The 20,708-nt window shown below is 65.4% G+C and carries 20 protein-coding genes; 7 read left to right on the forward strand and 13 right to left on the reverse strand.

The window, feature by feature from the left end:
- Window positions 1-112: 112 nt before the first annotated feature.
- Entirely contained in the window at window positions 113-364 is a 252-nt protein-coding gene (locus tag AU193_RS06255) for a hypothetical protein (protein ID WP_064412658.1), read from the reverse strand.
- 370 nt (window positions 365-734) lie between these two features.
- On the opposite strand from AU193_RS06255, the gene AU193_RS06260 reads away from it, so the two are divergent.
- Window positions 735-1,544: an LLM class flavin-dependent oxidoreductase gene (locus tag AU193_RS06260; RefSeq protein ID WP_064421621.1), complete on the forward strand. Its 810-nt coding sequence runs from the start codon at window positions 735-737 to the stop codon at window positions 1,542-1,544.
- 19 nt (window positions 1,545-1,563) lie between these two features.
- Here the strand turns inward: AU193_RS06260 and AU193_RS06265 are convergent, their stop codons facing one another.
- The 5 genes from AU193_RS06265 to AU193_RS06285 all read right to left on the reverse strand — a co-directional run bounded on the left by AU193_RS06265 (window position 1,564) and on the right by AU193_RS06285 (window position 6,290).
- Window positions 1,564-2,922, reverse strand: coding sequence for a tryptophan 2,3-dioxygenase family protein (locus AU193_RS06265; RefSeq protein ID WP_064421503.1), 1,359 nt, complete (start codon window positions 2,920-2,922; stop codon window positions 1,564-1,566).
- A 919-nt stretch (window positions 2,923-3,841) separates the two neighbouring features.
- Window positions 3,842-4,630 (reverse strand): alpha/beta fold hydrolase, encoded by a 789-nt coding sequence (locus AU193_RS06275; protein WP_064421505.1) that lies wholly within the window; start codon window positions 4,628-4,630, stop codon window positions 3,842-3,844.
- Between the two features lie 74 nt (window positions 4,631-4,704).
- Window positions 4,705-5,478, reverse strand: coding sequence for an SDR family NAD(P)-dependent oxidoreductase (locus tag AU193_RS06280; RefSeq protein WP_064421506.1), 774 nt, complete (start codon window positions 5,476-5,478; stop codon window positions 4,705-4,707).
- On the reverse strand, window positions 5,475-5,639 hold the full coding sequence (locus AU193_RS23065; protein ID WP_156425141.1) for a hypothetical protein: 165 nt from the start codon (window positions 5,637-5,639) through the stop codon (window positions 5,475-5,477). Before AU193_RS23065 ends, AU193_RS06280 begins: the two co-directional genes overlap by 4 nt.
- A 96-nt stretch (window positions 5,640-5,735) precedes the next feature.
- On the reverse strand, window positions 5,736-6,290 hold the full coding sequence (locus tag AU193_RS06285) for a TetR/AcrR family transcriptional regulator (protein ID WP_064421507.1): 555 nt from the start codon (window positions 6,288-6,290) through the stop codon (window positions 5,736-5,738).
- A gap of 194 nt (window positions 6,291-6,484) precedes the next feature.
- On the opposite strand from AU193_RS06285, the gene AU193_RS06290 reads away from it, so the two are divergent.
- Window positions 6,485-7,699 carry a cytochrome P450 gene (locus tag AU193_RS06290; RefSeq protein WP_064421508.1) on the forward strand — a complete coding sequence of 405 codons (1,215 nt, stop codon included), beginning with the start codon at window positions 6,485-6,487 and terminating at the stop codon, window positions 7,697-7,699.
- 51 nt (window positions 7,700-7,750) lie between these two features.
- Here the strand turns inward: AU193_RS06290 and AU193_RS06295 are convergent, their stop codons facing one another.
- The 6 genes from AU193_RS06295 to AU193_RS06320 all read right to left on the reverse strand — a co-directional run bounded on the left by AU193_RS06295 (window position 7,751) and on the right by AU193_RS06320 (window position 13,122).
- Window positions 7,751-8,203, reverse strand: a complete 453-nt coding sequence (locus tag AU193_RS06295) for a nuclear transport factor 2 family protein (RefSeq protein WP_371259150.1) — start codon at window positions 8,201-8,203, stop codon at window positions 7,751-7,753.
- A 23-nt stretch (window positions 8,204-8,226) separates the two neighbouring features.
- Window positions 8,227-9,405, reverse strand: a complete 1,179-nt coding sequence (locus tag AU193_RS06300; RefSeq protein ID WP_064421510.1) for a thiolase family protein — start codon at window positions 9,403-9,405, stop codon at window positions 8,227-8,229.
- Window positions 9,405-9,824: a Zn-ribbon domain-containing OB-fold protein gene (locus AU193_RS06305; protein WP_064421511.1), complete on the reverse strand. Its 420-nt coding sequence runs from the start codon at window positions 9,822-9,824 to the stop codon at window positions 9,405-9,407. The genes AU193_RS06300 and AU193_RS06305 overlap by 1 nt, the downstream gene beginning before the upstream one ends.
- Before the next feature lie 26 nt (window positions 9,825-9,850).
- Entirely contained in the window at window positions 9,851-11,233 is a 1,383-nt protein-coding gene (locus AU193_RS06310; RefSeq protein WP_064421512.1) for an SRPBCC family protein, read from the reverse strand.
- Window positions 11,234-11,253: 20 nt separating this feature from the next.
- On the reverse strand, window positions 11,254-12,159 hold the full coding sequence (locus AU193_RS06315; protein WP_064421513.1) for an SDR family NAD(P)-dependent oxidoreductase: 906 nt from the start codon (window positions 12,157-12,159) through the stop codon (window positions 11,254-11,256).
- Between the two features lie 66 nt (window positions 12,160-12,225).
- Window positions 12,226-13,122: an enoyl-CoA hydratase/isomerase family protein gene (locus AU193_RS06320; RefSeq protein ID WP_064421514.1), complete on the reverse strand. Its 897-nt coding sequence runs from the start codon at window positions 13,120-13,122 to the stop codon at window positions 12,226-12,228.
- Between the two features lie 81 nt (window positions 13,123-13,203).
- Here AU193_RS06320 and AU193_RS06325 point away from each other — a divergent pair, with 81 nt between their 5' ends.
- Genes AU193_RS06325 through AU193_RS06340 form a run of 4 tightly spaced genes read left to right on the forward strand, consistent with a single transcriptional unit; the run spans window position 13,204 to window position 17,221 of the window.
- Window positions 13,204-13,629, forward strand: a complete 426-nt coding sequence (locus AU193_RS06325; protein ID WP_064421515.1) for an SRPBCC family protein — start codon at window positions 13,204-13,206, stop codon at window positions 13,627-13,629.
- A 37-nt stretch (window positions 13,630-13,666) separates the two neighbouring features.
- Window positions 13,667-14,986: an amidohydrolase family protein gene (locus tag AU193_RS06330; protein WP_253867652.1), complete on the forward strand. Its 1,320-nt coding sequence runs from the start codon at window positions 13,667-13,669 to the stop codon at window positions 14,984-14,986.
- Window positions 14,983-16,176, forward strand: a complete 1,194-nt coding sequence (locus tag AU193_RS06335) for an acyl-CoA dehydrogenase family protein (protein WP_064421516.1) — start codon at window positions 14,983-14,985, stop codon at window positions 16,174-16,176. Before AU193_RS06330 ends, AU193_RS06335 begins: the two co-directional genes overlap by 4 nt.
- Window positions 16,166-17,221, forward strand: coding sequence for an acyl-CoA dehydrogenase family protein (locus AU193_RS06340; protein ID WP_064421517.1), 1,056 nt, complete (start codon window positions 16,166-16,168; stop codon window positions 17,219-17,221). The genes AU193_RS06335 and AU193_RS06340 overlap by 11 nt, the downstream gene beginning before the upstream one ends.
- Window positions 17,222-17,295: 74 nt before the next feature.
- Here the strand turns inward: AU193_RS06340 and AU193_RS06345 are convergent, their stop codons facing one another.
- Window positions 17,296-18,510, reverse strand: coding sequence for a cytochrome P450 (locus AU193_RS06345; RefSeq protein ID WP_064421518.1), 1,215 nt, complete (start codon window positions 18,508-18,510; stop codon window positions 17,296-17,298).
- A 130-nt stretch (window positions 18,511-18,640) separates the two neighbouring features.
- Here AU193_RS06345 and AU193_RS06350 point away from each other — a divergent pair, with 130 nt between their 5' ends.
- Entirely contained in the window at window positions 18,641-20,707 is a 2,067-nt protein-coding gene (locus tag AU193_RS06350; protein ID WP_253867653.1) for a CoA transferase, read from the forward strand.
- Window position 20,708 lies beyond the last annotated feature (1 nt).

Below are 20,708 nucleotides of genomic sequence, written 5' to 3' on the forward strand. Positions count from 1 at the left end.
TCGAAGACTTCGGTGAGATGACCGCCGTGCCCGTCGATATCGGCTCCAACCACATCGCAGATGCCGCCCGCCGCCGCCGGCTTGAGGTTTGACCGGCTAGGAGCGGTCGGAGCTATTCGGGCGTGAGTTGATCGGAGTCGGCGAACAAGAGCGTGCCCTCGTCGAGCATTACCGCCCAGCGGCGGGCGGCATCTGCGATGTGGTTGGAGCCGATATCGACGGGCACGGCGGTCATCTCACCGAAGTCTTCGACGATGACGCCGCGAGCCTCGGCGTCCGTGTCCGGGTTGACGCGGACACGGACGTCCACGGCCAACTCCGAGTCGTGGCCTTGCTCCCGATCGTCGACGCTTTGATCAGCCACCAATTCCTCCTGACGCCCCGTCAAGATTTACGTGGAGGTCAGTGAAACACGATCGCTCGCGAGCGGAGCACGGATTCGGAAAGTTCTCGGTTTGCGAACGGCCGCGTTCGCATGGTGACTGAGGCTCTGCGTCTGGCGCGTTTCTAGTCAACGAAGACCGCATCACCGTCTGTTCACCGTCATCATTTCGGCGCCGTCGTGATCCGCCGAGTAGGTGTCGGCGATCGCTGCTCTGCGACGATCGGAATCCCGTTCGTTGAAGACACACAGCAGGTTAAGCACTCGGCCCACACACGTCGCCGTGCACACGGCTTCGCATCGTCCGCTCTCGGGGAGTGACAGGCCGCGGGATATGGAGGACGCTTACTCGATGACAACAGTTGGCTCCGGATTATTCCTGCCCCCGTTCGAGGAGCTCGCCGATCCGCTCACGGTGGCACACTTGGCCGCCGAGGCCGAAGAAGCGGGTTGGACTGGTGTATTCGTATGGGACCACCTGCGATGGTGCGAACCGATATCGGCGATCGCAGACCCGTGGATCACGCTGGCGGCGATGGCGACAGTCACCTCCCGCATTCGGCTCGGCCCGATGGTGACGCCACTTGCCCGGCGCCGACCGGCGAAGGTCGCAAAGGAAACCGCGTCTCTTGACCGCCTCAGTTCAGGTCGCCTGACACTCGGTGTGGGCCTGGGCAGTGACGCATACGGTGTCGAATACACCAAGACCGGTGAAGAGATCGACGACCGTGAGCGCGCCGCCATGCTCGATGAATCCCTCGAGGTGATCACCCGCGCCTGGACAGGCGAAGAGGTCGTTCACCGGGGCAAGCACTACACCGTCGACGGAGTGTGCTTCCTACCGCGACCGGTCCAACAACCGCGGATCCCGATATGGGTGGCAGGACTGATCCACAACCGTCGGCCGCGGCGCCGCGCCGCGCGCTACGACGGTTATTTTCCGGTATTCCTGGAGACTCCCGACCAGGTGGCCGATGCGGTCGCCGATATCAATGCGCTCGGACCGAGAGACGACTTCGATTTCGTAGTTCCCTTGTCGCCTGGGACGGATCCGGCCCCGTACATCGCGGCGGGGGCGACATGGTGGGTCGTGGAATTTCCCTGGGCGTCGACAACCGTGGACTTGGTCCGGGGAGTGATCCGTGAGGGACCTTTGAGGTGACTGGCCGGCCACCCACGGCTCAACTGGCCTTCGAGTCTTCCAAGTAGTCGGCAAGCCGCCAGAAGAGCCGATTGTCCAAGCACTTGCGAAGGTACGGAACGCCTTCGGTGTAACCGGAGCCGTGAGCCTCACCGAGCATCCGCGCGGCAAGTGAGTGATGGGTGGCCTTCCATCGCTGATGTCCGCCCTCGAGCTTGTTCAGCGCGGAGTCAAGGACGCTCCACTCGTCAGCCGTGAATGCGCCGTCGCGACGGGCATCGAGATAGGCCTGCGAAAAATCGTCGTGGCCTGCCATCGCATCGGACTGCACCGCGGGCACGTTGGTGAAGGCGTCTGACTGAAGGCGTTCGGCCGACGGTGCGCCGCAGGCGATTTCGAAGCGCTTGTACTGTTCGGACTGGATCGCACTGGCACCCTGCGTGAACTCGCGGAAGGCGTGGAAATGCTCCGGGCGCATCGTGGCGACCAGTCGGAAGAGCATCGCCGCCCGCGGGTAGACCTTATTCGCATGCTCCAGGCTGGACACCGCGTTCTCGAAACAACCATCGCGAAGGGCCGCCGTCGCCGCGCGCAGATCCGCGGCCAGCGTGGTGAAAACAACTTCGTGGGCCTGCAAGGACCGCATGAAGAAGTATTCGTCGTGGGCGACGTACACCGGCGCAATGGTCATATCGAACCATTTACCGGCCTGCGTTTCGGGAACGGCCGGCAAGGCTTCGAGCACCTCGGCGGGGCTCGGGTCGCGGCCGCCGTCATTGCTGATTGTGTCCCGGAAGCTCGCCAGGAAGCGCAGAGCGTGGGTGATTCGTTTACGCGACGTCGACGGGTCCGGACTGTCACCATTGGGTTCTTCCGCGGCTGCGGTTTCGAATCTGACGACGTCTGCCATCAAGAGGGCCGACATGCGCTCAGGGTCGAGACCCGACGGCGCATCGGCGATGATCTTCTCCAGCAGCGGTAGTGCGAGGTATGTGCGGTTGTAGTAACGGCCTTCGAACTTGTCGAGCATGCTGTAGAGGAACCCGTCGAGAAAAGCATCGCACGTGCCATACTGACGCCTGATTTCGGTCAGTCGCAACAAGATTGGAACCGAAAGGAAGTGTTTCCCAACGGCACGAACATGATCGGAGATGAGCTTCGCCAGGGTCAAGCTGTCGGGCGTGTCGCTCGCCGACCAACGATCGATCGCGTCGATCACAGGCTGATCGCGCCACAAGTCGGCAGGCGATCTCACCGTGGGGGCGATCGAGCCGTCCGACTCCATGGGGGCTTTTACCGCGAACGGGCACTTGACCGCCTTCGGCTGCGACAAGGCTGCGCCGGTGCCCCGCTTGAGTGAGGGTCGCGTGGCAGTGGGTGCTTGTTCGCGGGTGACCATCTCTGCTCCTTGTCGTTAGTTCCTGCGGCCTTCGGCCGAACAAGGGGTTCAAGGAGAATCTTCGAATTTCCGCGGGCGCACCGTAATCGCCGCGGGGCTGTACTTCGGTCACAAATGGGAAGGGTTTCCTGTCCGATCGGTAAGCAGCCGACGGCGTACCCCCGGCCGTCGACCACCCGCTGGACCCTTTCCGCTCCCACGGGTGCTTCTTGCCCTCTTGACGGTTGATTTCTTCGAGGCTGAAAAACGTCCAGTTCACTTCGAGGCGGTCAGGTCTCGGACCTCGCAGTTCCTCAGCGAAGTCCGGAAGTCGACAAAAGCCGGGCGGCTTGTCAGACCTGAACCCGAGGCAATGTCCGCCTACGATCTTGCCGCGGTGTGGAAGGTCACTGTTGAGTGCCGCGCCACCCAGCCCAACCTCCGGCTGGGTCAGAGCTCGTAGCCGCAGAAATCACCCTGTCGGTAGCCTCTATGAATTCCAAATTGGTGGGGGAAGGGATCAGCCTCGGCTAGCGCTGCTGTTAGAGCGATGGCGCAGCCCGCAAGCGTCGTCACCGCTGCTTGCTGCCAATCCGTGGTCTCGTTCGACATCTTTGACGTTTCAGCGAGGCTCACCGCGGACCGCCTAGTGCGGGACGGCGGACTTCAGCTCGCGCGGAGGGCGCCAGCCGACGCTGCCCGGTGTACCGATCGCAACCCGCACACCCACCCGGTTGCACGTCCCGGTCCGCCACGCGGCAGCGCGCACTGCTGCTGAGGACGGAGCGATGGTGCACACGTCATCCCCGGCACCCCACACACGTCGGCTGAGCCGACGCAGCACCCATACCCACGCAACACCCAGGCCTTGTCTTCTGTCGTTGAGGGAGCCGCGGTGACGGATTCGGAGACACTTACTGACATTCGGCATCGGTGGCACTCAGATGGCATCGCAGAAGTCGGCAATCAGCGCGGTGATCTCCTCGGCCTGTTCGATCTGCGGGAAGTGGCCAGCACCGGGCAACACCACAGCGGTGGCCTGTGGCACATGCGCGAGGACCAGATCAATCCAGGCTGAACTCTGTCCCGATTCGAGCGAGACACGCTCGCGTGCCGCGTCGAGTGTCGTGCATTGAATCGCCAGCAGCGGAAGGCGCACAGAGTCGAGTGCCCTCTCCACCTCCCCGGCATCCCAACCGGCCAGGCTTTTCAGCAGCGTCCTGCCGAAGGGCGCGGGAAAGCCACGCCCTCGATCGACGATCCGGTTCGCCAGAACGGGATCGCTCGACGCGACGAACATCGATTCGAAAAACCGCTTCATGAATCGCCCGTAGCCATCCCCGGTGAGTTCATCGGACATGGCCCGCTCGGCGACTGCGGGATCACCCTCGGCGATCCGGCTGCCGTCGACGAGTACGAGCCCGGCCACGGCGCCGGGCTGTAACCGGTACGCCTGAAGAGCGACGCGACAACCCATGCTGTGGCCCACGACGATCGCCGGTGGCAGCGACATCTCCACCACGGCTCGGGCTACCGCAGCGCCATACGCCTCGACCGTGCAGTCCGCCGGTGCGCCCGGTACGGAACTGTGCCCGGGCAGTTCGCATACGACAACGGTGGTCCTTTCCTCGAACCAGTCGACCTGGGCCTGCCAGTCCGTGGCATCGCAGGCAAGGCCGTGCACGAAGACCAAGGGTGGGCCACCAGAGCCGGTTCGTGTCACTCTCATCCTCGGAGCTCCTTTGCTCGAGCGGAGGTGCCTGCTCCATCGATATCGATGCGCGTCTGACGGGGTGTCGAACACTATTGCGCTAGGTATCCCCCATCTACGGGTAGCACGGCACCGGTGATGAACGAAGCGTCGTCGGAGGCGAGGAAGGCGATGGCGCTGGCGACTTCGGCCGGTTCGCCGATACGGCCGATCGGGTGCATGCGCTCGATTGCCGCCAGATACTCCGAGCCACCCGGCTCATCTGGAAGCTGTTTGACTCGCTCGGTTCGAATCGTCCCGGGGGCAACGGCATTGACTCTGATCCCCCGGTCGGCCCACTCGACCGCCAGGTGCTTGGTCATGCCCGTTGCGATGAACTTGGCGGGCCCGTACGCGGCCTGTCGCTTCTGGCCTGCCATTCCAGAGATCGAAGACAGGCAGACGATGGCTCCACCCCCGGTGGGCAGCATTACCTCGATCGCGAACTTGCACGTCAGGAACATCCCACGCCCATCGATCGCCATCACCTCGTCCCAGTCGGCGGCGGAGACCTCCAGCGCATCGCCGAGCGGGATGATCCCGGCGTTGGCGACAAGCACGTCGAGCCGTCCGTAACTCTCGGTCGAGGCCCTTATCATCCGCTCCGCATCGTCGGTGACCGAGACGTCACCGACGACTGTCTCGACTTCCGCTCCGGCGTGCCGCAGTTCTTCGGCGAGTTCAATCAGCGGCTCGCTCCGAATGTCGGTCACGACCAAACGTGCTCCCTCGCGCGCGAAACGCACGGCCGTCGCCCGTCCGATGCCGAACGCCGCCCCGGTGATCACAGCGGTCTTCCCGTGGAGACGCCCAACTTCATGGGTCACAGCTTGGCCATCGCCTTGGTCAACAACGTTACGAGCCTCCCTTGTGCGCCGACGTTGCCGACGCGATAGACGTGAACCCGACCGAGCGGTCGCGCGATCTGAAACGGAAATCCGTAGCGAGACACCGCGATCGGGACAGTCGCCTCGGGCTGGACGCGCACAGCCTATGTCCATGCGCACGAGGTGCCGGGGGGAACGGTCAAATTGGGCCTCGGATGTTGTCATGCCGCCGACTGCGATGGCGGTTCGCTGCGAGGCTAGGCGCCGTCACGATAGGGCGGACCGAGGAATCGTTGCAGCATCCGGTACTCGGCGGCGGAATCCTTCATGGGCCAGGTCAGCAGTGCCAAGAAGACACGAATCAGCCATTGCTGCGCGAGGGGGTCGGGCTCCTCTTGTCCGAGCATCTCGCCGGCAAACTGCGCGACGACGTCGGACGTCGGCAGCCATTCACTTTCGACGAGCGGATGGGCGGACCGGAGGGCCTTGGTCAACGGGTCGGACCGGACGTGCTCCAAAGCCAACGCCGTCGCCTCCACCACCCGCTCGGCACCGGTGAGTCCGCGGATGGCTTCGCGCACTGTTTTGACCGTGCGGGCCGCGTGGATAGCCACGACGGCGTCGCGGATCGCGGTCTTGCCACCGGCGTGCCGGTAAATCGTGGCGGGTGAGCAGTGCACTTTCGCAGCTAGCGCGTCGATGGTGAACGCCTCCCATCCCTGACGGGCGATCAGTTCGGCGGCGGCGGCGTGTATGCGTTTCGTCGCCTCGGACGCTCGATCTCGACCGACCAGCCAATCAGTACCAGCCACCGCACGCGTCTCCTCTCGCCGACAGCCTTCAAGCTCCTGTCTCTCAGGATGAGAAGAACAGCCCCGACTCTCTCACGGAATGCCGCAGATGAGGGCCCATTCGCGAGAAGGCCACGTCCGGCGGCGCGATGAGAAGCATTTCAACCTCGTCCGGCGGCATTGACGAGCGCGATCAGGAGGCCAACGCTGGGACCGTGGCGATCTTGGATGACCCTGCTCAGTTCTTCGGATTTGACGGCATACAGGATCCGTACCCGCTCTACGAACGTATGCAGTCAGAAGCACCGGTGCACCGCATCGGCGGGTCCGATTTCTATGTGGTCTGCGGCTGGGACGCGCTCGTCGAGGCGACGAACCGGGTGAAGGATTTCTCCTCGAATCTCACCGCGACCGTGGTGTACGACCACAGCGGCGCGGTGAACCCGTTTCCCATGATGCCGCTCGGCGACCCGTCGCACGCGCTCGCCACCGCAGACGATCCCGCGCACGCCGTGCATCGCAAGATTCTGTTGCCGCACCTGTCGGCTAAACGAGTTCAGGTGATCGAGGAGTTCGCGGAGGAGACAGCGCACCAGCTGTGGACGGAGTCGGTGAACGACGGGCGAATCGAATGGATGAGCGCCATAGCCAACCGGCTTCCGATGAAGGTGGTCGCTCAGCTGCTCGGCTTGCCCCACGACGATGTGGACAAACTCATCAGGCTGGGCTACGCCACCACCACGCTGCTCGACGGGATCGTCACCCCGGAACAACTCGAAGCCGCCGGTCTGGCGGCAATGGAACTGGGCGGCTACGTTCTGGAACATTTCGAAGCGGCGGCCATCGATCCGCAACCGGGACTGATCAGTGATCTCGCTGCGCGCTGCGCGTCCGGTGAGGTGGAACAGCCGGTCGCCTTGAGCATCATGCTCACGCTCTTCAGCGCCGCCGGGGAATCCACGGCCTCGCTGCTCGGCAGCGCCGCATGGATTCTCGTCAGCCGACCGGACATCCAGAAGCAGGTCCGTGAAGATCGTGACCTCCTGATGCCCTTCATCGAGGAGACGCTGCGCTACGAACCTCCATTCCGTGGCCACTACCGCCACGTGCTGCACGACACCACGCTGGGCGGCGTCGACCTCCCCGCAAACTCACATCTGCTGCTGCTGTGGGGCGCAGCCAATCGCGATGCCGCACATTTCGATTCACCGCACGAGTTCCGGCTCGACCGCGGCAGCGGCAAGGGGCACGTCACATTCGGCAAGGGTGCTCATTTCTGCGTGGGCGCAGCGCTTGCCAGGCTGGAGGCCCGGATCGTCCTGCGCATGCTGCTTGACCGGACCGAATGGATCGAGGCTGTCGACGTCGGCGATTGGCTGACCAGCATCCTGGTCCGCAGATTGGAACGTCTGGAACTGGCAGTCCAATGATTCGGTTCGGCTCAAGCCGAATCCCGCGCAGGATGCAGGCGAGATCACTGATCAGTCGACGTCGATGAGTAGGTGGGTGAGCCGAAGCTCCGCGATACGCCATTCTCCGTCGCGTCGGACCCATCGGTCATGGTAATGACCGTACGCAGTCAACCCGGTCCCGTTGTTCCACTTCACTCGCTCTTGAGCCGCCCAGATCACATGGGCCCCATCGCCGTCGAGGTGAAACTCCGGGCTGTGCACCTGGTGGACCGTGACCGCATCTGTCACAGACGCCTGCACTGCCGCAAGCGTGGCGTCGCGTCCGATGATCGCCGGCACTTCATCGCCGCCGCCTAGATCGAACACGATGTCTTCGGTCATCAGCTCAGCCAATCCGGCCCAGTCCTTGGTGTCCATCAGCCGGCAGTATCTCGATTTGGCCTGCTCCAGTTCGAAACAAGCCTGTAGATCAATTTGCAAAGTGGCTCCTCTACGTTGACGGAACTCCTCAGGCCGGTCCAAGCACGCGCCAATGTCCTGCGCACCTACAGCGTCCGTCGCAGCAGCATGGCTGTCGTTCCGCTGTTGGCAGCCCCGACTCCGACCGCTGCCAGTGATACCTCGTCAACCTGCCGCCCGTCTGCCTCGGCCCGGATCTGCAAACAAGCCTCGTACAAGTGACCGAACCCGTGCAGCCGCCCCCCGGACAATTGACCACCCGCGGTGTTGATCGGCAGGTCACCGCCGAGCGAGATGCGTGCCGGGTCGGCAATGAACTCACCGGATTCGCCCACCTTGCAGAAGCCGAAGTCTTCCAACCAACACAGCACGAATACGCTGAACCCGTCGTACAACGAGGCGTAATCGACATCGACCACGGTGAAATCCGTTCGGTCCCAGATGGTCGACCAACGCGAACTGATCCGGGTGATGTCCTCCCCGCCCTCCCAGGTGAAGCGGTCGTGATGAGCGCAGTCCAGCGCCTCGACCGTGACCGCGTGATGGTCCAGTGCTCGAGCGTGTTCGGCCCGCGAGATGACGAAGGCGGTCGCTCCGTCGCAGGCGATGTCGCAGTCGTACATGCACAGCGGCTCGGACACCATCCTCGCATCCAGATAGGTATCGAGATCAAGTTGATCGGTGTATATCGCCGACGGGTTTCGTTGCGCATTGGCGCGCTCGACAATCGCAACCGAGGCGAGCTGTTCGCGCGTGAGGCCGTATCGAATCATTCTGGCGCGCAACTGCATTGCAGCCAGATTGGCCGCAGTGGCGCCGTAAGGCAGCTGCCAGGCCATCATCCCGCTCGGCCGACCACCCCGCGCGCCGTAGCCCTGCCGTCGGCCCGCGCCCTGGGCCGTGCCCTCCCAGATGCTGCGCCAGCACAGCACATGGTTGGCCATGCCACCGGCGACGGCGAGCATCGCATCGACCACGGCGCCCAGCTGGCCCGGAGACTCCACCCCTCCGGCTACCCAATTCGGCTTGACGCCGAGCGCGTCGTGGATGTCGCGCAGCGACGCTCCCGAAAACCCCGGACCGGCCTGGGACGCACCCGGATACGTCGTCAACCCGTCGATGTCGGCGAGGGTGAGTCCTGCATCTTCTACGGCGGCCAGGCACGCGTCGGCGGTGAGTTGCAAGGCGTCTCGGCCCAGCCGCCGACCGATCTCGGATTGGCCGACCCCACTGATGACGACCTTGTCGGCAAGCGGTGAAGCCATCACAGGTCCGGTTCGAACAGCGGGATGAACACCTCGTCGTCACCGTCGGTGTGCCGTTCGAACGTGACGCGTACCGGCAGTCCGACGGTGACGTCCCCGGGCCGCACCTTCACGACGTTCGTCAGCACCCGAACGCGGCTGTCCTCGACCGGATTCACGAACGCCACCAGGTACGGCGGCGCGAAACCCGGGAAGAACGGATGCTCGTTGACGGTCCAGGTTTCGACTCTTCCCCGGCCGCTGAGCGCCACGTACTCGAGAACGCCGTGATCGTGCGGGCAACGCAGGGCGGGCGGATGGACCAGACGCTCGCAGTCGAGGCAGCGCTGCAGCCGCCAGGTGCCGTCGGCCCCGCCCGTCCAATACGGCCGGTTCAGCTCGGTGAGCAGCGGCACCGGCCGCTGCATCGCCTCGCTCATCCCCGTCGCTCCGCTCGTCCCGGCGCTCACCGCTCGTCGACGCCGAAGAGGAACCGATCGGCGATTGCGTGCTCGTTGCGGATCGTCATCTCCTGGGCGGTGTTCAGCCAGAGCCCCTCGAAGCCGTTCGAGTGCATGCCCGCGTGGATCGCGGCGATGTTCTGAAGGTCCTGCGTGGGCAGTTCACCCCAGCCGTCATGATCTTGCCAGCGCTCGAACTCCTGCCAGTTGGTCTCGGGAACCTCACCGGGAGCGAAGTGTTCGAGCGTGAACATCTCGAACGTGCACTTGTTCGGATCCGTCGCGTCGGGCAGCATCCGGTACCCGAGCAGACACGACTTCTCGACGAGGATGACCAACGTGGGAAAGATGTGCCAATCGCCGTTGCCCGCGAAATACTCCTCCATCGACATCCGCGGGAAGTCGACACCTTCGGCCAGCGCCAGTTCCTCGCACATTTGGTGGTAAAGGACGAACGGCGGAATCTCGGTGGGCTCCATCGTCGCCAACCGCTGCGCGGCTCGGTAATCACGCTCGGTGACGAGCGCGTTCACACCGAGGTAGTTGTACTGCATCGCATTCGCGAACACCTCCGGGCGGGAGGCCTGCTGCTGACGGCCTTTGTCGCGTTCGGTGGTCGCGGGACGCTGCGTGTAGATGAACCGGGAGTGGTTCTTGTACGCGATTGTCGGCGTGTAGGGCGCGTAGACGAACTCCTGGGGCTGTGCGGGCTCGGTAGTCGGGTGAGGAGTCTGTGCGGTGCGCAAAGTCTGCGGATGCGTGCCGGGCGTGTGGTAGCCCTCGATGAACGCATCGATGACGGTTTTGTAGTTGGCCGGCAGTGTCGTCCGCTTACGCCATCCATATCGCATGTCCTGTAGGCGAAACGGGGCGAGAGCGGTGGGCAGCGGATCGAGCCAGTCGAGCAGGTCCGGCGGATCGGCCGCCATGCTGATGAACACCCAGCCACCCCAGCTCCCGACGTGAACCGGCGTCAGCCCCCACTGTTCGCGTGGCCGAGAGGCGAACTCCTCACGGCACGGCACAAAGGAGGACCGGCCGTCGAACGAGTAGCGCCAGCCGTGAAATCCGCACCGCAGGTCTCCCTCGGTCGCCGCGCCGGTACCGCAGACGATCTTCATCCCGCGGTGTGCGCATGAGTTGTAGAACGCCTTGATGCTGCGATCTTTCTGGCGCACCACCACGATCGACTGCCTGCCGATGCAGTACTCGTAGTAGCAGCCGGGGTCGGGTATCTCCTCATCGCGGCAGGCGGGCTGCCAGACTTGGGTGAAGAGCCGGTCGAGTTCGAGTTGCAGGAACTCCGGGTCGATGTAGCGGCTCTTGGGGACGAAAGTCTCGCCGCAGGCGTATCTCTGAGGCACGCGGTGGGTCGTCAGCTCAGTCATTCGTCACCTCCCCCGTCGGGTCACCGGGCAGGTGGCTTGTCGAAGATGTTGGGCCACAGTACGGCTTCCTTGAACGACGTCTCGATCTCGGCGAAGGCAGTGGGGATGTCCCAGGTGCCGGTGGCGGAGACGATCTCTCGCTCGACGACGGGATTCGACATCAGGCTGATGCGGCCGTTTCCGGCAAAGATGACACGCCGATTGAGCCAGTCTGACTGTGGACTCGCCAGGTACACCACCGGAGGCACGCAATTCTTCGGCGACAGCCGAACGTTGGACTCGGAATAGTCCATGCTGCCACCGCCCTTGATGCCCTGCGTCATTCGGGTTCCGGCGATGGGTGCGATCGCGTTCGACGTGACACCGTAGTTGCGCAGGGCGTTGGCGCAGGAGAACGTGAGACCGACGATGCCCATCTTCGCGGCCGCATAGTTCGGTTGGCTGGGCGCGCCCTGCAGGCCGGACATCGAGGTGAAGTTGATCAGCCGGTACTGGCCGCCACGGTTCTCCCGCCACCATGCAGCGGCATGCCGGGTGATGTTGAACGTGCCCTTGAGATGGACGGCGACGACGGAATCCCAGTCCCGCTCACTCATTTTGAAGACCATGCCATCGCGCAGTATGCCCGCGGCGTTCACGATCACGTCCAGACCGCCGAGCGTATCGGCGGCGCGGCCGATCAGATCCTCGCAGGCGGCGAAGTCAGTGATGTCGGTGGCGTCGACGAACGCCTTGCCGCCCTGCTGATTGATGGCCGCGGCCACCGTCTCCGCCGGCCCCGCGTCGTGCCCGGTGCCGTCGACCGCAACGCCGGCGTCGGAGACCAGGACGGTCGCCCCTTCGGCCGCCAAACCCTCGGCGACGGCGGCACCGATGCCTCGACCTGCGCCGGTGACCAAGGCCGTACGTCCGTCCAGCACACCCATTTGACCTCTCCTCACCGCAAGCCCATCATACAGAACATAGAGACGATATCTGTATATCTGTTCTACCTAGTCGAAGCCCCACTCCCGGTACCGACGCTCGAGTTCGGCCATCGCCTCACGACCGCCCCTGGCCGACCGCTCCTTCATGAAGTTGAACTCGTCTTCCCGCCAGCACAGATTGCTGAAAACGGTGTGCGCCATGGGAACCCAGTCCCCGAATTGCGCTATGCCCACCGCGTGCCAGAACGCGATCAACCCGTGCTTACCGACCATCAGCCCGTCGGCCGAGTGGTGGGCGATCGCGCGAGCGTAGCGCAGCGCCTCGTCCCGCAGACCGTCGGCCGGCACGACCGACGCGGCCACCCCCCAGTCGCGCAGCTCCGCGGCGTGCACCTTCCGCCCGGTGATCATCGCCTCGTAGCCACGGTTCGGACCCAGCTTGAGCAGGATCAACGGCATCGCGGTGGAGAACCCGGCGAACCCGATCCGCGCCTGCGGCCGCGCCAGGTACATGTCGTCGGAGACGACGAGGATGTCGGCGGCCAGCGCCAAGTTCATCCCGGCTCCCAACGTCGCACCCTGGCACGCGGCGATGACCGTCTTCGGAAACTCCAGCCAGTTGGTCAGGTGGCGGTGCAACCGGCGGGCATTGCCCATCCGCGCGGTCTGCGGCAGCTTCTGGCCCTTCTTCAGGCCAGCCTGTTCGACGGGCAGCCGCCGGACATCGTCGCCGCTGCAGAAATCCTTGCCGTCGGCAGCGAGGATGACGACCTTCACCTCGTCGTCGGCTTCGGCGCGGTCGAGGTGAGCCTTGAACAGGGCGTGCATGTCGGGCGACAGGATCGCGTTGCGGCGGTCGGGCCTGCTGATCGTGATCTGTGCGATGTGCGGTTCGACAACGTCGTAGCGCACCCAATTCTCGTCGACCTCGAAATCGCCCGCGGCCCTGTCGTCAGCGCTCACGACACCCCGATTCCACCCTGCAGCAGATTGCACATCTGAACATATCGCGCTCTATTGTTACATAGGTGGTAGGGTCGCCACATGCCGTCCATCACGGTCAGCAGGGACGTCGCAGCAAGAGCCGACGCGGTCTGGGGGCTACTCGCCGACTTCGCCGACGTCCGGTGGATTCCGGTGGTCAACGACGTCGAGGTCGAAGGCGCCGGCCCCGGCATGAGCCGCAAGATCCGCGGCTCCACAGACGGGGAGCCGACGGTCGAGACGCTGTTGTGGGTTCACCCCGAGCAGCGACAGATCTCCTACCGGATCACCAACAACCCGCTGCCGGTCAGCCGCTTCGAGGCCGTCGTCTCGGTCACCGGGTCCGGTGCCGACGGTTGCCGGGTCGAGTGGGAAGTGGACTACGAACCGTCTGGCGATGACGCCAGCGCGCGGGAGAGCATCGAACTGGTCTACGGGATGATGGCCGACTGGCTGGCGGCGGCCGCGGTGAACTCCACCGCATAGCTGGAACAGATATACATAGTTTGTTCAATAGTCTAGAATGTTGCCGGTGATCGACCCTCTGGACCTCGTGCTGATCAGCGTCGACGACCACACTGTCGAACCACCCGACATGTTCAAGGACAGGGTGCCGTCGCGTTACGCAGACCAGGCGCCAAAGATCGTGCAGGACAACAACGGCGTCTGCTTCTGGGAGTACGCGGGCCTGCAGATGCCGAACATCGGGCTCAACGCCGTGGCGGGCCGACCTAACGACGAGTGGGGCTTCGAACCGTCGCGCTTCGAGGACATGCGCATTGGCTGCTACGCCGTCGACGCCCGCGTCGATGACATGAACGCGGCCGGGGTGATGGCCTCTCTGTGCTTTCCGTCCTTCCCCACCATTTCCGGGGCGCTGTTCACCTACCGCGGTGAGCGCGACGTTTCCGAAGTGATGGTCCGCGCCTACAACGACTGGCATCTGGAGGATTGGTGCGGCCGGCATCCGGACCGCTTCATCCCACTGGGCATACTTCCCCTGTGGGATCCCGTTCTCGCGGCCGGTGAGGTGGCGCGGCTAGCCGCGAACGGTTGTCACGCGGTGACGGTGCCCCAACACATCGGAAACTACGGGCAGCCGCCGTGGCAGGACCCGCAGTGGGATCCGTTGTGGGAAGCGGTCTGTGAGCACGACACGATCGTCAACATTCACATCGGCACCGGCGGCGGCGTTCCCGTCCCCTCCGACCAGACCACCTACCTCGCGTACAACTCGATGCTGGCCATCGACACCATGCGGTTCACTGCAGACCTGTTGTTCTCTCCCGTCGTGGTCAAGTTCCCCACGATCAAGTTCGCCCTCTCCGAAGGCGGCATCGGCTGGATTCCGTTCATGCTCGAACGGTTCGAAGACCTCTACTCCCGCCAGCGCGCGTGGACGGGCGACGACCTCGGCGACGGCCTGAGCCCGACCGATGTCTTCCGGCGCAATTTCATGTCGTGCTTCATCCGCGACCGGGTCGGTGTCGAGATGCGCGACCGCATCGGCGTGGAGACCATCTGCTGGGAAATGGACTACCCGCATTCCGACAGCAGCTGGCCCGACGCACCCGAGCAGCTCGCCGACCAGTTGGAGGGCTGTTCACCCGATGAGGTCGAGGACATCACCTGGCGAAATGCCGCGCGCGCCTTCGGCTATGACGCCGTCGAGCGTCTCGGACGGCAGAACTGCACCGTGAGGGCGCTGCGAGAGAAGATCACAGGGCTCGACCTGTCCGCGCCGAAGGTCGATGCGGGTCGCGCGCCAAAGGCCGGCACCACGGCGATCACCTACGGCGAAATGAAGCAGCGCATGGCGTCGATCATCCGCGGCGGCACGTGACCGATCGCGATTACGGCGTCGTCCTCACCGATGCTGATCGAGCCTTCCGCGACGAGGTGCGTGCCTTTCTGTCGTCTTCGCTGACCCCCGATCTGCTCAGCCGCGACGGAGACGAAACGGCTCGCCTCGATCGTCTGCGGCGGTGGCAGTATCGCCTGCACGCCGCGGGGCTGGCGGCCATTTCGTGGCCGACCGAATACGGCGGGCGCGCCGCGACGCCGACCCAGCAGCTCATCTTCAACACCGAGATGGCGGCCGCGCACGCCCCGGAACCGATCAACCGCAGCGCGATCAACCAGCTGGGCCCCACCATCATCCAGTGGGGCACCGATGAGCAGCGTGAGCGTTACCTTCCCCGCATCCTGTCGGCGGAAGATGTATGGTGCCAGGGATTCTCGGAGCCCGAGGCCGGCAGCGACCTCGCGGCGCTCAAGACCAGGGCGGTCATCGACGGCGACGAACTCGTCATCACCGGGCAGAAGATCTGGACGTCGAAAGCCTCCTACGCGAACCGGATCTACCTGTTGGCCCGGACCGACCCGGACGCGCCGAAGCGGGAGGGAATCAGCTACATCCTGGCCGAGCTGTCCACGCCGGGCATCGAGGTACGGCCGATTCGGCAGATCACCGGCGCCACCGAGTTCAGCGAGGTGTTCTTCGACGCGGTGCGAGTGCCACTAGCCAATGTGCTCGGACCGCTGCACGGCGGCTGGAAGGTGGCGAAGTCGACGCTGGGTTACGAGCGGGTGGGCCAAAGCCGCACGCACAGGATCGAGCGTCGCCTCGACATCCTGGTGAAGATGGCGCAGGAGCCGAATGCGCTGACCGACAGCGGATTCGAGGACAGCTATGTCGCCGACCGGATCGCCCGGTATGCGGCGCAGGTCGAGGCGTTGCGCCAGATCGCCGCACAGGCCACCGCGGCCGGGGTGCGGGGTGTCGCTCCTGGTCCGGAAGCCTCCGTCGCCAAGCTGCTCACCTCGGAGGTGGACCAGTCGATGGCGAACTTCGGTGTCGAACTAACCGGAGCGCCAGGGGTTTTGGAGCGTGGGTCGCCCGGCGCCGCCAAGCGGGGCAACGTCGCCGCAAGCTATGTGCTCATGCGGGCGGCCACTTTCGGCGCCGGCACTTCGGAGATCCAACGCAACGTCATCGCCGAACGACTGCTGGGGCTGCCCCGTGACCCCTGAGACCACCGCTTCACTCGCCGAGATCGCCGACACGGCAGCCGAACTGGCGGAGCTGCGCCACTCCGCGCTCGACATCGTGAACCGGGCGTGGTCGGTCGACCGCAGCCGCGCGCTGCTGGACGGGCCGAACCCGGCGTTCGACGACGCACTATGGGCGACCATCCGCGAGCTGGGCTGGCCCGAGGTGCTGGTGCCCGAAAGCGGTGGCGGCGCCGGTGGCACCCTGCGCCAGCTGGCGGTGTTGACCGAGGCGACAGGATCGGTCGCGGCAGCGCTACCGCTGGCCGCGACCGCGGCCGCGGCATGGTCCGAGGGTCGAAGCGCCGACGGCGTCGCGCTCGTGGTTCCTGAGCCGGCCACGCTCGTCGGGCAAACGGTGTCGGGCACATTCGACTGCGTCCCATATGGCGCCATCGCCGTCCGCCTTGTCGTGCTCGCCCAGGTGGACGGCGAGCAGGTGCTGGGTGTCGTCGACCTCGCGGGCCCGGGGGTGCGGCGCACGCCGGTCACCGCCCTCGATCACGGTCCCGCGGCGCACATCGGCCTCGATCGGGCGCCACTCGAGTTGATCGCCCGTGGCGGGGACGCGGTCCGCCGCCACCGCGAAGCCGTCATGCGCATGCGCGTGGCGGAGGTGGCCGAGGTCGTCGGTGTCGCCGCCGCCGCGAACGACGCCGCGACCGAGTACGCGAAGGTCCGCGTCGCGTTCGACCGGCCGATCGGTGCCTTTCAGGCGATCAAGCATCGGCTCGTCGACCAGCGCGCAGCGGTCGAAGTCGGTCGCGCGCTGGTCAATCGGGCCGCCGATGCCTGTGACCACGATCGGCCCGACGCGGAAGCGCTGGTGTCGCTGGCGGCCTTCTGGGCCATCGACGCGCTACGCGCAGTCCCGGAAGGGGCGATGCAGGTCTTCGGCGGCATCGCGTACACATGGGAACACGACGCGCACGTGTACTTACGGCGCGCCACCACGCTCATCGTGGCCCTGGGTTCGCGTGCGCAGCATCGCCGAGCCGTCACCGACTGGCTGGCCGGCCGCGGCTGAATTTCTCGCGAAATGGCATTCCCAGCAGGCCGCTACTCGAACTTCCCCTGCATGGCTGCAATCTCGCGGAAGCCTCAGCGGTAGTCGAGCGTGACGTCCAGCCGGTCAAAGGTGTTGACCAAGGACGACTCCCGTTTGACCCGCTGCCCCGTGACGCGAACTCGCTTCGCCCGCTTGATCACCTCGGCAAGCACGAACCGCGCCTCGCGGCGGGCCAATGCCGCCCCCATGCAGAAGTGTTCCCCGACACCGAAACCGAGATGGCCGGCCGCATCAGGGCGGGTGATGTCGAAGTCCTCGGCCGTCGGGCCCCAGTGGTCGACGTCACGATTGGCCGAGGCGTACGCCATCAGTAGGCCGTCACCCGCACGCACCGTCTTGCCCCGGAGCTCGACATCCTGGGCGGCCTGCCGGGCCATGCTCATCACCGGGGTCCACCACCGCAACGTCTCCTCCACCGCATTCTCGATCCGCGAGGGATCGGCGAACAGCGCCTCGGCCTGGTCGGGATGCGCATCAAGACAATGGATGAGCCCGGCCAGCAGGCTCTGTGTCGTCTCGCTGCCCGCCGCGAGCAGCGTCAGCGCGTAGACCATGATCTGGACTTCGTTGAACGGCTCACCGTCGATGCGCACCTGCGTGAGCATCGTCAGCAGGTCGTCACGCGGGTTCTTGGCGCGCTCGGCGGCCAGGCCCAACAGGTACGGCCCGATCTGATCGAAGATGAGCTGGAAGTCCTCGTCGCTGGCCTGCCCGCTGCCGGCCTTGGCGATCGTGGTCGCCCACGACGCGACCTTCGACCAGTCCGACTCCGGCACGCCGAGGAAGTGCGAGAAGACGTATACCGGAATCGGTTCGGCGATGTGCTCGACCCAGTCGAACTCACCGTCGGGCAGCCCGTCGAACGCCTCGGCGACGACCTGCTGCACGCGATCCTCCATCTTGGCGACCGCCGCCGGGGTGAACCTGACCCCGATCGCCTTGCGATGCGCACGGTGTTCGGGCGGATCCATGAACATGATTCCGCGACTGCCGAATCCCTGTGGATCGACTCCCTGCCGGTGCGCGATCAGGTCCATCATGATCCCGATGCGCTCCGACTTGAACTTCTCCGGCCGCGCCGAGATCGCCTTGATGTCCTCGTACTTGGTGACGACCCAGAACCGACCTTCGTCGTACCAATGCAGCGGATCCGTCTCGCGCAACCGCCGGAACGTCGCGTTGGGGTCGCCTTGGTAGAACGCGGGGTCATCGAAGCGGGCTTCCGATAGGCCGGCGATCGTCGACATATTATGAACAATAGAACACTTCATGTGAATCTGTGAACCCACGGCACACCGCGCTTGTATCGGGCCGCTGTGGACTCAACAGAACGAATACTGTTCAATTGTTCAGCAAGCTCGGGAAGGAGCGCACACGGTGAGCCAGGAACGTCCCGCGACGACGGATTTCCTGGTCGGCGTGGCTGTACTGCAGGTCGGCGACGGCGTCGCCGGCTCGGCCGCCGCCGCACTCCTGGCGAGCCTGGGCGCCGACGTCACCAGGATTCCCGGCGAGAACGGGCACCAGGTGGGCCCGCAGCTGGCGGGGCCCGCCGGGCCGGTCGCGGCGGTCGACTTCGTGCTCGACCACCGCAAGCGAATACTCGACTCCACCGCCGACCCGGCCCAGCACGCCCGCGACGTAGACATCGTCATCGTCGACGGCGCCGCCGCCCCACCCGTCGACGGGTCCGCGGTGGTGGTGACACTCACCCCGTTTGGCGCCGACGGGCCGGCGCATCCCGGGGGCGAGCTGGTCGCCCAGGCCAGCGGTGGGCTGCTCGCGACGATCGAAGACAGTGGCGGGCGGCCAGTGCCCGCTCCGGGCTATGTCGCCCTCAAGTCCGCGGGGGCCGTCGCGGCACTGGCCGCGCTGCACGGACTGGACCGTGGCGAATCGTCGACGCCGGTATATATCGACGTGTCGATCCAGGAAGCGGTCATCTACACCTCGGCACTGCCGGAGTGCGCACATGTCATGTACCGCTGCCCGGGCCGCGCAGGCAGCGGCCGGTACCTTGCGCCGTCGGGGGTGTTTCCGTGCCGCGACGGGCTGGTGCGGATCACGGCGGTGGAGAACCATCAGTGGAAGGGCCTGTTGAAGGCGTTCGGCCAGCCCGACTGGGCGGTCGGCCTCGACGACCGTCCCGCCCGGGTCGAACACGCCGACCTGATCAACGCCAAGGTCACCGAGTGGACCCGCGACCGGCACAAGGCCGAATGTGCCCACACCCTGCAGGCCAACGGCGTCCCCTCGACACCGGTGAATCTGCCCGGCGAGCTGCTGACCTCACCGCAGCTGGCCCACCGGAAGTCGTTGGCCACGGCGCGAATCGGTGACCGCGACGTCACCGTGCTGGGTCCGCCGTGGCGTACCGACCTCGGAAACAGCGGTCTTCGCCGGCCCGATGGCCTACGTGGGCTGCGCATCGCCGAACTCACCCACGTCCTGGCGGGCCCGATCGTCGGCTCGCTGCTCGGTGCGATGGGTGCGACGGTGGTACGCCTCGAGGATCCCGACCGGCTCGACATCTACCGGCGCAGCGGCCCGTTCGCCGACGGGATCGCGGGGGTGGAACGCGGCGCCTACTACGCAGTGGCCAACCACTCCAAACGGAGCGTGCTGATCGACCCCAATCACGCGATCGACGACGTCGCCGCGGCATTGTCGCAGACCGACGTCGTTATCGAAAACGTCGGGTCGTCCCGGCTGAATCGGCTGAACGTGTCACCAAAGCAATTGGCCGCGACGGGACGGCTCATGATGCGGGTGTCGGGCTTCGGATCGGACGGACCGCTCGCCGGATATCGCGTATACGCCAACAATGTTCAGTCCTACGGTGGCCTGGCGGGCCTGACGACCGAAGACGACGGGACGCCCGCGCGGCTGGGCACCGTGCTGGCCGATCCGCTGTCGTCCGTGGTGGCCGCGGTCGTCATCGCCGCGTGGGCGGTCGGGCCGCGCGCCGACACCGGTGCAGTCATCGACCTGTCGATGTCGGAGGTGGTCGCCTACACCGTCGCCGAGTATCTCGCCGCGGCATCGGCGGAACTGTCGGAATCGGGTTCGGCCGTGCGCCGCGCGGTGTACCGCAGCGCCGACGAGCGGTGGGTGGCGGTCGAGTCGACCGACGACGACTCCCTTGACGACGCCGAACTCACCGCACAGATCGGGTCGTCACGCGCCGAAATCGTCGCGGCGAAACTCGCCGCCGCCGGTGTCCGCGCCGCCGTCGTACGCGGCGCCGACGAACTGGTCGGTGATCCGCATCTCGCGGCGCGGGGCTTCTTCCCCGAAATCGCTCACCCCGACCCGGATTTGCGCACCGGGCGGCTGGTGGGTCTGCCGTGGCGGTTCGCAGGTGCGGGACCGCTGCCGTTGAGACCACCTCCCGCACTGGGCAGTACACCCGCCAGTGCGCTCTACGAGAGGACGACAGTCTGAC

The organism is Mycobacterium sp. GA-1285, from assembly GCF_001499905.1.
Taxonomy (GTDB): domain Bacteria; phylum Actinomycetota; class Actinomycetes; order Mycobacteriales; family Mycobacteriaceae; genus Mycobacterium.